At 47.6% G+C, this 13836-nt stretch carries 7 protein-coding genes; 5 read left to right on the top strand and 2 right to left on the bottom strand.

All coding sequences use genetic code 11. From position 1 onward, the window contains the following. Window positions 1-362: 362 nt before the first annotated feature. Complete coding sequence (locus HXW94_RS16715; RefSeq protein WP_178368044.1) at window positions 363-2828, bottom strand: phosphate acyltransferase; 2466 nt, start codon at window positions 2826-2828, stop codon at window positions 363-365. 15 nt (window positions 2829-2843) lie between these two features. Beyond that, the gene (locus HXW94_RS16720) at window positions 2844-4673 is read right to left on the bottom strand and encodes an AMP-binding protein (protein WP_178368045.1); all 1830 of its coding nucleotides are present in this window, start codon (window positions 4671-4673) and stop codon (window positions 2844-2846) included. Between the two features lie 596 nt (window positions 4674-5269). On the opposite strand from HXW94_RS16720, the gene HXW94_RS16725 reads away from it, so the two are divergent. The 5 genes from HXW94_RS16725 to HXW94_RS16745 all read left to right on the top strand — a co-directional run. After that, a complete protein-coding gene (locus HXW94_RS16725) occupies window positions 5270-7018 on the top strand; it encodes an ABC transporter ATP-binding protein (protein ID WP_178368046.1) in 1749 nt (582 codons plus the stop codon). Then, window positions 7015-8841, top strand: coding sequence for an ABC transporter ATP-binding protein (locus HXW94_RS16730; protein ID WP_178368047.1), 1827 nt, complete (start codon window positions 7015-7017; stop codon window positions 8839-8841). Before HXW94_RS16725 ends, HXW94_RS16730 begins: the two co-directional genes overlap by 4 nt. A 571-nt stretch (window positions 8842-9412) precedes the next feature. Beyond that, window positions 9413-10324 carry a GGDEF domain-containing response regulator gene (locus HXW94_RS16735; RefSeq protein WP_178368048.1) on the top strand — a complete coding sequence of 304 codons (912 nt, stop codon included), beginning with the start codon at window positions 9413-9415 and terminating at the stop codon, window positions 10322-10324. Between the two features lie 180 nt (window positions 10325-10504). Next, window positions 10505-12907: a hypothetical protein gene (locus HXW94_RS16740; RefSeq protein WP_178368049.1), complete on the top strand. Its 2403-nt coding sequence runs from the start codon at window positions 10505-10507 to the stop codon at window positions 12905-12907. Window positions 12908-12917: 10 nt separating this feature from the next. Next, window positions 12918-13836 (top strand): hypothetical protein (locus tag HXW94_RS16745; protein ID WP_218576775.1); only part of this gene is annotated, 919 nt, incomplete at its 3' end.

The following is a 13836-nucleotide window of genomic DNA, read 5'->3' on the forward strand; positions in this document are numbered from 1 at the left end:
CTTGTTTTTACTTTTTAAAACTATCGAACAGAGAGAGATATAATTGAAGATTGTTAGAAAATTAAGTAACAAATAAAATTTAAAATGAAATTTGAGGGTTTAGAACCTAAAATAATCGAACCCCTTGTTATATTCTCTGGCTATAGTAGACATCGGTTAAATCAGGGGCTTTACGGCCCCTTTCCCCTCTCAGAACCGTATATGACAGTTTCCCGTCATACGGATCAAACATTTGATAGTCGAGTTTAAATAACTTTGCCAATAGTTGAAAATATTTCTCTGGTCAACCGCTCCCTGACGAGCGAAGCTCAGTTTAAAGTCCCGTCCTTCAGGGCGGGGTGGTTGACGTTTACCCTGTAATCTTAAGACGCCCCCCTGCTTTGGTTTTTAAGATCAAAGTAAAATTTTACGGCAAGGGACAGCGACGCCAGTTTTGATCGTGTCGAATCCCCCCTTGACGTGAGAATCAGGGGCATATCCCCACACAGAATAACCCCGGCAAGGGCTGCACCGGACTGGGTCGTCAGGGTTTTCCATAAAATATTGCCCGAATCAATATCCGGCAGGATCAGCACATCGGCATTACCCCGGATCCGGCCCGTGTAGTGCTTTTCTTCGGCAATGGCAAGATCCATGGCCACATCCAAAGACAAGGGGCCTTCTACAATGCAGTCCTCCCGGTCTGCAAAACGGGCCGCAATACGTTCTGCCTCCATGGAGCTCTCCACGCTGCGGTTTACGTTTTCAACGGCAGAGACCACTGCCACCTTGGGTACCTTGATATTCAGGTTGTGTACCACTTTTAATGCATTTTCAAGGATGGCCATACGTTTTTGTTCATCAGGGTATGTGTTTAACGCACCGTCTGAAAATGCCAGCAATTTGTTCCGGGTGGGAATATCCACAATGGCGGTGTGGCTCATGACCTGGCCTTTTTGAAGCCGGCCGGCCGCTTTCAGGTATTTAAAAACCCCCCTGAGAATATCCTCCGTATGGATATGCCCTTTCATTAGGATATCAACCTTGCCCTGCGCCAAAAGGCTGACAGCTTCTTCTACGGGGGTTTCCGTATCAATGATGGTGTAGTTGTCATTGTCAATGACAAGGTCGTATTCATAGGCCATCTGGCTGATCTCCTGGAAATCACCAAGGAGTACAAATTTGGAGATGCGGAACCGGCCTTCTTCATTGGCCCTTTTGGCCGCCTGGATGGCCTCTTCGTTGGCGGCGCCCACAATGGCGATGGTCGGTGCATAATTTTCTTCGACTGTCAGGTATGCCGCATCAATAATATCGTCCAGGGTGGTCAACGGCGCGCCTTTTTTCTTGAACCTGATTTCGCGTTTAAATACGGGGGTGTCAATCAATAGATCTTCATCATGCCTTTTTTTTGCCAGGGCATCCCGTTCGGTTTCGTAGTCCTTGAGTGTTTCAGGGGCATAATATCCCCGGATCTGCCCGGCAGCCAATGCTTCATGTTCAAAGTAACCGGGCATGGTCACCACAGGGTAACGCCCTGCAATATTCTGCTTGACCCGGTGCATCATGTCCGGATTTGCGGCCAGTCCGCCGGTGATCGCCATGACCTTAACATTTGCCCCGTCTGCAGTCAGTCTGAGCATGCCGCCGGCAATTTTTCTTGCCAGAAAGTTTTGAACCAGTTCTATTTTTTTGCGTTGTACAGGGGTGGCCCCCTGGCGCAGGAACCCGATCATGGCATAGAAATCATTGGTGCCCACAAGGGAAAGCAGTCCGCCACGGCTTTCAAGAATCTGTTCAAGGTCCCGGATGGAGATCTCCTTGGATTTGATGGCTTTAATGACCCGGTCTATGTCTATGGCGCCGCTTCTGCTTGTTGACGGCAGGCCCGAATAGGCGTCTATGAGCATGGTGACCTGGCCCTGTCTGTGCGCGGCAAGGGAGGTGCCCCCGCCCAAATGGGCAGTGACGGCGTTCACATGTTCCGGTGCCTGATTCATCAAGGATGCCACAATTCGCCATACCGCCTTGTGATTTAAATAGTGTGCCCCGGTCCCGTTGCGTTTGATTTTTACAAATCCTGTAACCCGGTCTACCAGATCCAGTTCGTCACAGACAAAAGGATCTGTGGTGGTCAACAGCAGATCCTTTTGACTGCCGGCCATCCGGGCCAGTTCCATGCCCATGGGAATGCCCATATTGCTGGCATGGGAGCGTAACGGCGCTTCAACAAGGTCCCTGACCATTTCCGGGACTACCCGGTAGGTTCCGGATGGGATGGGTTTGAGAAATCCGCCCTGGCAGGCGATGCCGTCAAAGGAGTCAAGCGCAATTCCGGCGCGTTCCAGATGGCCGGCCACCGCCTTTATTCTGCGGTCTATGCTGTCTTCTTCATCAGGCAGAACATGTATTTCAAAACCATGTACCTGTTCCAGCCCCTGGAATACGGCAATCCGGGTGGAGACCGTGCCTGGATTCAGGAGAAGAAATCGCATCTCTTCCTGTTGCGCTTCCTGGGCCAGGGATGGACCGAGAAGTCGTCGTATCGCCGTGGATTTTTCCTGGCCCGCACGTTCCATTTCCAGCATCAGGGTCAGGGCATTGCCTATAATGGTATTGATATCGGAGGACGGGGGCGATTTAGTCAGGACCTCGATGATTGCTGAAAGATCGCTTTGCATTAGTCTGGCATCCGAAGTTCCCATGCCTTGTTTTATTTGTTCTGAAAGATCGGCCAGCCATATGTCACTGGCCACTGTCAGATCTCTTTCAAAAGCAGACATGGAAACATTGATTTTTCCGATTTCACCCACGGCTTCAATTATTTTATTACGAAGTTTCGCGCTCATTTTTTAGGGTTCCCTTTATTTTCGTTCGTCCAGGGTGGCTTCTCCGGCGGCAACGCGGCGCAAAACAGACCTGAACAGTTTTCCTGTGGGGGTCTTTGGCAGCTGATCCGTGATGATGATTTTTTCCGGTACGGCAAACCGCCCGATTTTTTCAGCAATATAGTCTTTTATCTGATTAATGCATGTTTGTTCATCCTGAATTGTTTTACGGGGCACCATGAATACCACAATGTCCTCCCCGGAATTGCCCTGGCCGCTGATAATAACAGCTTCGTCAACCAGGGGATGGGCGGTCAGGACGCCTTCGATCAAGGATGCGCCCAGGCTTTGCCCTTTGACTTTAATGCTGTCATCAAGCCGTCCCATGAACCAGAAAAAACCGTCTTTGTCGGATCTGACCCCGTCGTAGGTAAAAAAACAGCCCGGGAATTTTGAAAAATAGGTCTTTTTAAAATGTTCGGTTGTGCCCATGGTGGCCGTTGGCATGGCCGGCCATGACCGGGCAAAAACCAGGTTGCCGCTGATGTTTGTTTTACAGGGTTCGCCAAAATCGCTCATGATCAGGGGCGCCACCCCTAAAGCGCCAAATCCGAGGGCGCCGGGACGGTTCAGTTCCGGGGTCGGGTATGAATGAAGCAGTGCGGTACCACTTTTGTTCTGCACCCACAGATTTACCACCCGTTCCGGACCGTTTACCAGTCTGGCGTCTGCATATGTCACCAGCCGGGGGGGAAGGGCATTCCCACAGCAGGCAATAACGGGAAACCGTCTGGCCGTGTTTAGCTGCTCCTGCCCCAGTTCTTCCCTGAGGTCTGAAATTAAATTCGGCCGGCACAACAGTGCCGGATTGGGCTGCTCATTGAGAATTCTTTCAATGGTATTTACCCGGATATCTTCTTCATCAATGAGGATAATGCCTGTGCCATTGCTCAAAGGCCCCCACAGGCCGTATGCCTGGGTCGACGCGCTGCACATATCCAGGGTGTTGACGATCATTTGGGGGATATCCTGAACAAGGGCTTTGTTGAAAATATCGTCAAAGGAGGCGTGGGCCTGGACCAGAAATCCACCGGTTGGAAAAACAGACCCCACATGTTTATCGGCCAGGCGGTTTTCATAAACAGCAAACAGGGGGTGATCCGCCTGGGGGCAGGCCGGCTCAAGTCCGGAAGGATCTGCCTTGGCCATGTATTCTTCAAATGTTGGAAGCCCTTCACGCTTTTCATCTGAAATGAGAATGGTTCGGTCGTCAAGCAGGGCGCGGACGTTTAGGACATGGTCCTTTTTTTCTTCGTAAGCGCTGCTGTTTGCCATGATTACAAGTTTTGCCTTTGATGCAATGACATCCTCAGCCACAGTTGAGGGGGGCAGATGGCAGCCTATGGGCAGGTACGTAATGCCAAGGTAGGCGGCTGCCAGGGCGCTGACGATAAATTCAGGGCAGTTGGGAAGATTTAAGGCGATGCGGTCACCCGGGACAAGGCCGGTCTGGTGAAAAGCCGCTGCAAGCTTTAGCACGTTGTCTTTAAGTTCATTAAATGTCAGGGTGTCGGTTTCGCCGGATTTTTGATAAAAGACCAGGGCGGGTGCTTCTTCCTTCCCTGTTTTAATTATTCTGTGAAGGGCGTTTTGGGCGGCATTGATCTGTCCGCCACAGAACCAGGAGGCCATGGGCTTGGAAAAATCCTCCTTGACCACACAGGAAAACGCGGTCTGCCACTGCAGCCGTTTTGCCTGGGCAGCCCAGAATTGTTCACGATGGTCAAGCGTGTGCCTGTGAAGACGGCGGAACGCGTCAAGACGTGCGGGTAATTTTTGGTTGAGGTCAAGGTCAATACTTTCCATAGCTTTACTCCTAATTTGGAACATTCAAGGATGAGCCTTACATGATTACAACCATCATTATATCATAATTGTCAGTATTAAAATAAGATTAAAGACCATTAAAATGGGTGTCAACATAAAAACCGAAAAATGTTCAAAATCAAGTGGCTGAGCGAAAATAGCGGCCTTGATCATATTTTAGGCCATACGGATTTCCGGTAGGTTGGGTTGAGGAACGAAACCCAACGCCGATAAGTTGTTGGGTTTCACTTCGTTCAACCCAACCTACGCTGTGGCCGATGTTATGACCAAGCCCAAAATAGCGTTTTTGTTTTTTTGACACGATGTCCCATACCCCCTATAATTATTTTCAGATACTAAAAAAGGTGCAGACCAGATTTTACATATGGAATCCGTTAATTGTGACGTGTCGCTATCTGAAATTTACCTGAACGTCAAATTTGAAACACAATCAACTGGGGGATGATCTTATGGCGGCCATTTTTCGTAGGGGCAATCCCTCTGTGGTTACCCTCGTCAGGGCAGGCACGGTGGCCTGCCCCTACAGCGGCCGATGTTAGAACCAATCACCGCAGCACATTTACCGGAGCCGAAATTTGAAGCTGATTTTTTACTATTTCAAGAAAAATTTAAGAAAAATCGCTGCGGGTGTTTTCTTTATCATTGTGGTGGATCTGCTCCAGCTTCTGGTTCCCCAGATTGTCAGCAGGGCTGTTGACATTCTGGCAAATGTCCAGTTTGACCGTCATGTTCTTTTAATACAATGCGCCGTCATTGTGGGGGCCGGGCTTCTCATGGCCCTGCTTCGTTCCGGGTGGCGCATGCTTTTAATGGGTTCGGCCCGGGATCTTGAGCGGGGCATCCGGGATGAACTGTACGCCCATATGCTAAGTCTGGACACGGCCTATTATGACAAAACCCGGGCCGGGGATATCATGGCCCATGCTACGTCGGACATTATTCATGTGCGTATGGCCTTTGGGTTCGGCATCATCGCCCTGGTGGATACCCTGCTTCTCGGCAGTGCGTGTATCGGCATCATGGTCTGGACAAGCCCGACGCTTGCGGCCCTGTGTCTGATTCCCCTGCCGTTCCTGGTTTTGGCCACAAAAACCCTGGGCAACAGAATGCACCAGTATCACAACACCGCCCAGGAGGCGTTTTCCGCACTCACAGAACAGATCCGGGAAAGCTTTTTTGGTATCCGGGTGATCAAAGTGTTCAATTTTAAGCCCCAGGTCCGGCAAAAGACTGAAAACAGCGCCCGGGACTATTTCAGCAAGAATTTGAAACGGGCCTATATCAATGCCCTGCTGCGCCCCCTATTGGGCTTTTTTTTTAACACCTCCACCCTGATCATCATCCTTTACGGCGGGAAGTTGGTCATGGAAAACCGGTTAAGCCCCGGAGCGCTTGTGGCCTTTATTCAATACTTGGGGATTCTGGCCTGGCCGGTGATTGCCATCGGGTGGATGACCAATCTGTTACAGCGTGGCATGGCATCCCTGAAACGGATCGAGGTTCTGTTGAACACCCGGTCCGAAATCACGTTCCCTCAAGATTCGGTGATGCCGGACATTGTGACCGGCAATCTCCGGTTTGAAAAGGTCTGTTTTTCCTATGATAAACAGATGAATGTGCTCTCGGATATTTCAATGGATATCCCGGCAGGGGCCAGGATCGGCATTACCGGACCTCCGGGTTGCGGGAAAACCACCCTGCTGTCATTGATCCCGCGCCTGTATGATCCCATGTCCGGCCGGATTTGCCTGGACGGAAAAGATCTGAAAACATTTGACCCGCAATTCCTGAGGCGTCATATCAGCTTTATGGCCCAGGAACCGTTTTTATTTTCAGGCACACTTGAAGATAATATTCTTATGGGCGAACGGTTATCCGGGGATAACATGCGTGACATTCTGGATCAGGTCATTCACATCTGCGCTTTGGATGATACCATTGCGCAGATGCCCAAAGGGCTTGATACCCTGGTCGGGGAACGGGGGATGACCTTATCCGGCGGGCAGAAGCAGCGGGTGACCCTGGCCCGGACCCTGGTGCGCCCCAAACCGGTGGTGCTTTTGGATGATCCGGTCAGTCATCTGGATACCCGCACCGCAGAGCGGGTGATCCAAGGCATCAGCCGGATGAACCGGGATGCGCTCATGATCATGGTCTCCCACAGGCTTTCGGCCCTTGCCGACTGCGATTGGATTTATGTAATGGACAACGGCACAATTGCGGACCAGGGCACCCATGCGCAACTCAAGGTATCCAATGCCTTTTACCGGACATCCTATAAGGTCCAGCAGTCTGAAAGCAAGCCCTTGGGAGACCGCTCATGAATCAGCCCCACGCCTTTTCCGACGAGGAGAAAAAGGTCAGCCTGGCGGACTTGGCCCTGTTTAAAGCATTGATCCCCTATGTCCGGCCCTATGCCTGGATGCTTGCATTGACCACGTTTCTGGTTTTCATGGTCACCGGGTTTGAACTGTTTCAGCCCTGGCTCATCCAGCAGGCCATTGACGGGTTCATTCTTGTTTCCGGCGATCCGGGTTTTAAATTCATGGGTCTTGATATTGAGCGGTTTTCTGTTTTTGGTATCTGGTTTGGCGTGGTGATCCTGGCGGGTTTTGTTCTGGATTTCAGCCAGGCCATGTTTATGGAGTATACGGGCCAGAAAATCATGCTCAATCTGCGGTGCCGCCTGTTTGATCATATGACGGACCTGCCCGTGGCCTATTTTGATAAAAATGCCTCGGGAAGACTTGTGGCCCGGGTGGCGGGGGATATTGAAAATATGAACGAAATGTTTACAAGCGTTCTTGTTTTTATTTTCAGAGATCTTCTGCTCATGGCCGGGGTATTTGCCATCCTGTTTTTCACCAATCACCGGCTTACCTTTTATTTAAGCCTGATCGTTCCCGTGGTTTTTGTGGGCGTGATCTATTTTTCGGGTATTCTGCGCCGGGTATTCCGAACCCTGAGACAAAAAAATGCTGAGATTAACCACCGTTTTTCAGAAGCCATCACCGGTATCCGGGCCATCCAGACCTGTATGGCCGGCCTGCATTTTATTCGTGAGTTCAAGCGCCTGAATCTGGCCCACTTCAGGGCTGCCATGGCGCATATCCGGGTGTTTGCCGTGTTCATGCCCATGGTCGGCCTCATGGGTACCCTGGCAGTGGCCGTCATTATCTGGAACGGCTCTTTTATGGTGCAAGATCAGAGCCTGACTATTGGTGAGCTTGCGGCGTTTTTGACCTATATGAAATTATTTTTCAGGCCCTTGAGGGAGTTGTCGGAAAAGTTTAACCTGCTGCAGAACGCTTTGGCCTCCGCCGAACGGATCATTACGGTATTAAACACGCCCAAAGCCCGGCAGGATAGGGTGTTCAGGGGGGGAGATTTCGATGGTATCCGGCATTTGGCATTCGAAGACGTGTCATTTTCATACACGTCCGGTATTCCGGTATTGAAAAATATCAGTTTCAGCCTTGAAAAGGGCAGGGCCATGGGGATTGTGGGGCAGACCGGGGCAGGAAAGAGTACCATCATCAATCTTACGGCCGGGTTTTACAGGCCCACAGGTGGGCGCATCCTCGTTAACGGACATGATTATGTACACATGGATATCACCGCCATCCGGCATCACACCGCCCTGGTCATGCAGGATTCCATTCTGTTTGCCGGCACCGTGCGGGAAAATCTTGTACGACTCCCGGATGGTGAGCCCCGCCAGGATGATCAAGGCCTTGAAGCGGCCCTGAAAAATGCCAATTGCGCATTCCTGTTTGATAAATTTACCGGCCTTGACACCATGCTCCAGGATGGCGGCCGTCCCCTCTCTTCGGGGGAGAAACAGCTGGTCTGCATTGCCCGGGCTTTTGCCTTTAACCCGGATCTGATTATCTTTGATGAGGCGACCTCTTATATGGATTCCCAGTCCGAGGTGAAAATCCATGACGCCATGAAAAAACTGATGCAAGGGCGCTTGTCCATTATTATTGCCCACCGCCTTTCAACGGTAAAATCGTGTGATCACATCCTGGTGTTAAGGGACGGGCAGGTCACGGAGCAGGGCACCCATGAACAGCTTTCCCGGGCTGGCGGAGAATATGAAAGACTCCTTGAGAAGGAACGGATTGGATGGCGTCAAACTCTTTAAGGAATGAGACCGAAATAACTTAACATGGGAGCGCAGGCGTCCCGCCTGCATCGTTACTGCGGGCGGGACGCCCGCGCTCCCGGAGATAAAAAAACGGGCAAGTTATTTAAGGCTCATTCCTGAAAACTCTTTTTTAAGATTGTTTGCATTGGCATACAATGGGATATATAGTGCGAACTCCTAATTCGCATTGTATGTTCTGGTTTGATCTTAACTGCCTAACAACCTGCACTCCGCCAAAAATATCAGAGGCGCCGCTCATAAATTCGTCTGAATCGGGCCTTGATCATCGTTTGGTCCACCGTGTAGGTTGGGTTGAACGAAGTGAAACCCAACATTTTGTATTTGTTGGGTTTCGTTCCTCAACCCAACCTACCTTTCAAGCATTGGGTGAAACGATGATCAAGGCCCTGAATCGTATAGGGAATCGCCCAATATTCATTTGACTTTAATTTCAGTGTGATATGTTTGTAAATCTGTCTTAGCGCCATGTTATGAAAAGAATATTCCTATAAACTATCCATAAATTTAATCAAGCAATGGTTCAGCAATCTTTTTTATGAGGAGAGAGATGACAATGAATTTAAGTAGTTATGATAAAATGCTTCTATCTCAGGAAAAGCAGCATAAGCAACAATTGATTCTTATCGTTGGCAATAAAAAATTTATTTGCATTGTCAATAAAATATTTAAAAAAAAGAACATTATTATCAAAGATTTTCAATCAGGCAAGGATGCTATTTCCTTTGCTGATCAGAATAAGATTGATATGGCTTTTATTGAGATAGAGCTTTCTGATACCCCAGGGTTTGAAGTGTGTAGAAAGATAAAAAAGAAGAATACGCATATTCCGGTCATATTTATGGGCCGATCCCGGCAAGATATTCTGGATAACAAGATGAAGGCCTTCAGTCTTGGCGTAGATGATTTTGTATCACCCGAAACTATTAAAACAAAGGAACTCTTTATCCGTTGTAACGCATTGTTGAAACGCAAAATTTCTATAGATAACTTATTCTATCAAGCCATCATTGATCCTGTATCTGGTTTATATAATAGATCTTATTTTAATTTTTTTATCAACAATGAAATTAAAAGAGCTGAGAGGGAACAGTCAACGTTATCAATTCTAATGCTGGATGTAGATAACTTTAAAATATTCAATGATAAATGGGGGCATGCTAAAGGCGATGACATTTTAAGAAAGGTTGGTACTGTTATCAATTCAAAAATACGTGATTATGATATTCCTGCACGAACAGGTGGAGACGAGTTTGCTATTGTTCTGCCTGGATGCAATCTAAACCTAGCCTTTGATATAGCTCAAAGGATACGATCAAGTATTCTTAACTATAATATCAGCGTGAGTATCGGAGTCTCACATTGCGAAAATAATTATAATGCAGACACACTGCTGGAAAAAGTGGATAAAGGCCTATATATAGCAAAGGACAAAGGTAAAAACAGAGTATGTGTCAACTAACGGCCATGTCCTGACACACCCAGAATAAAGCATGAAATGCATCAAAAGATTGTACAGTGCTTTTATATAACTGCCATGGGCCGACCTGGTCTAATCAACACCCAGGCTTCGACCCACAACAAAGATCGAAAGAATCCAGCCGATTACTGGAGACTTTCATATAAAAATAAGGAGATTATTATGAATGTTGTTGTTAAATTGATGGTTTGCAATGGATGCAATAACAGATCTTTCAAAAAACCGGGTTTAAAACTTATTCCGCTTTATGAGCTTAGTGATAAAACCGGAGTCTTGGGCCGCTCAAGTCAACGGTATAAAAAATGGAATAAGCAGCAACTTGAAGAGTTGAGAAAAATTGTCTGCAGCAATTGTGGTTCCACTGGAACCTTTGTTGAACAAGATGAAACAACGATGAAACAGATACCCTCAGTGGGCATGGATGGTCTGAAAGAAATTTTAGAAAAACAATCTTCAACAACAGAAAAGACTTTTGACTTTTTTATAAAATGTGAGCGCCTTGAACCCGTTAATTTTAAAGATATCTCTTGGCTGGAGAAAATCAGGGATCATTATCTTTCCAAAAAAAATGAAGAATATGTGGTGGATTTTTCCTCTCAATTATATGTCTGGTATATTCGAACCTGGAGTTATCTGAACGAGAACAAGATATTAAACTTGAGCGAGGTTGCAAAAGGAGATTGGGAAAAATATGGAAGCAATTTACAACTTGAACCCGTTCCTATTTTTCCAGAGAATGAGGAACCAAGACTGTTTGTCCGGCCCCTTTTCCTTCAAGGGCGTCTGTTGATACAGCTATGGACCCAGAGTAATCATGAAAAATTACATGAGGCCATGAAAATTTTAAAATCCAAGAAGACGACGGCTAAAGAGATAAACGATAAGGTAGATTCTATTTTTTCCAGGCCCCATGAAAACCTTATCAAAAAGGATGATGAGGAAGTTCTTCGGGAAGCCAATCTAAACATCATTGTCAACGCTTCTTTTGAAGTCGCCCTTGAGGTATCGGAATCTTTTATGAACAAGAATTCCCGTAGTCATAACCTCGGCAAAACAAAAGGCGATCATTACATTCCAATAAAAAAATTTCATGGTAAACGAACCCAGGCTGAAATTCTTGCTACAGCAGATCAACATGATCTGATTGTCAAGAATTATAAGAAGACTTTAAAGGCATTACCACCTGAAGAAGAAAGGAAGTTAAGGAAAGCTTACACTATCAACGATAAAACAATTTATCTTTATCCTGTAAAATTTTCTCTTAGCAGAGAAAGTAAAACCATAGCACTGACAACTTCAATAACCGTACAGCAGATTCTCAATATTCTTCGTGGTAAGAATCAAGGAGTAATAAAAATGGATGATACTGGTCAATTTATAGAACAATGGTTTAAAAATGCATATGCTAACTATACTGCAGATACATATAAGCCTAAAAACAATCAGATAGCACTTTTGAAAAAAATAGCCGACGGAACCCAGGTATCCGAACTTCCCCCGGACGACCAGGCCGAAGTGGAATCCCTTGCGGAGAAATCCCCCCGGTTTGCGGCCATGCTGAGAAAAAGTCAGTTTGCCTGCCGTGAAAAAATCAGACAGGATGCCTGGAGCCACTTGATGGAAGTTATTGAACAGGAATCAGTGAAACCGTCTGTCACAGATACTTGCATTACTAATATAACAAAAATCTTTAAAAGAGGCTGCAGTACGTTTGAGACTTTTGGAACAGCCGTGGCGAATTTTACACAAGAGCTGATAGACAATACCGGCATGGAACTGGAACCGGCATTGAGAGATATTAAACAAACAGATGAGTTTTATTGGAAACCGGGCGTAATTTACAGAGAGACAGTCAAAATCCCGATACCTGACATGCGCTATTATCATGTGTTCCTGCGCCGAGAAGATCAAGACGGTCTTGTGTTGATCGATATTAACAGAAAGCTTGAGGTCAACAACGAGGAATTCGATCTTGAAATTCCGCTTGAGAAAGATGATGAAGGCTTGAATACCATTATGATGGCATACTCCAGGGATAAAATCGACCTGGATGAAGCCTGGTTCGATAATTATATGACTGATCCGGAAAACATGAAAAAAATAGTCAAAGAAATAGAGAAACGGCAGCCGGACGGAGAGAAAAGTGGACACATCATGGACCTTAAATCAGTACGCATAAAAATACATGAGTTTTGTTTGAAACCGGACCTAAAGTACTGGGTAACAGTCAAAGTCCCTACACCGGACATGCGGTATTATCATGTATTCCTGCGCAGAGAAGATAGAGACGGTCTCGTTTTGATGGATATCAATAGAGAGTTTGAGGTCAGCAACGAGGAATTTGATCTTGAGATTCCGTTTGAAAAGAGTGATGAAGGTTTGAATACCATTATGATGGCATTCTCCAGAAATGAGATCAGCCTGGATGAAACCTGGTTCGATAATTATGTTGTGACCGATCCGGAAAATCTGGAGAAAATCGTAAGAGCGATAGAGGACCGGCAACCGGACGGAGATCAAAATGGATACATCATGGACCTTAAATCAGTACAGGTGAAAATATAGGAAAAAAATAATGGATCAAAAATCACTCTATGCTGTAATGGAGTACCTGTCGAGTATAAGCGATCATGCTGAGGCCGTCGGGTTGGGAGAGGACATTACAAAGGCCCGGGACAATCTACAGCACTATATGGAATCCGGGATATCCGACCATGCTGCTCAAGGCCTGTATGAAACTGCTGTTTTTTTGGCTCAACTACCGCTTGGAGAGCCGAAAATCAACCAGGAAACAGCGATACTATTGCTCAATGATATCTTAACTGTCTGTACACGGGACCTATTCTCCATGGACTGGGCCATGACCCAGTATGCCTTGGGAAAACTGTATGGAAAGCGCATTGATGGCGAGCCCCGGGACAACCAGGAAAAAGCCCTGGCATGTTACACTGCCGCCCTGGAAATTTGGACAAGGGAGCGGGCGCCCATGGACTGGGCCACGACCCAGCATGCCTTGGGCAACCTGTATAAAAAGCGCATTGATGAAGAGCCCCGGGACAACCAGGAAAAAGCCCTGGCATGTTACACCGCTGCCCTGGAAATCCGGACAAGGGAGCGGGCGCCCATGGACTGGGCCATGACCCAGTACGCCCTGGGCAACCTGTATGGAAAGCGCATCCATGGCGAGTCCCGGGACAACCAGGAAAAAGCCCTGGCATGTTACACCGCCGCCCTGGAAATCCGGACAAGGGAGCGGGCGCCCATGGACTGGGCCATGACCCAGTACGCCCTGGGCAACCTGTATGGAAAGCGCATCCATGGCGAGCCCCGGGACAACCAGGAAAAAGCCCTGGCATGTTACACCACCGCCCTGGAAATCCGGACAAGGGAGCGGGCGCCCATGGACTGGGCCATGACCCAGTACGCCCTGGGCAACCTGTATGGAAAGCGCATCCATGGCGAGTCCCGGGACAACCAGGAAAAAGCCCTGGCAT

Origin of the sequence: Desulfobacter latus (genome assembly GCF_013389365.1) — a bacterium.
Classification (GTDB): Bacteria; Desulfobacterota; Desulfobacteria; order Desulfobacterales; family Desulfobacteraceae; genus Desulfobacter; species Desulfobacter latus.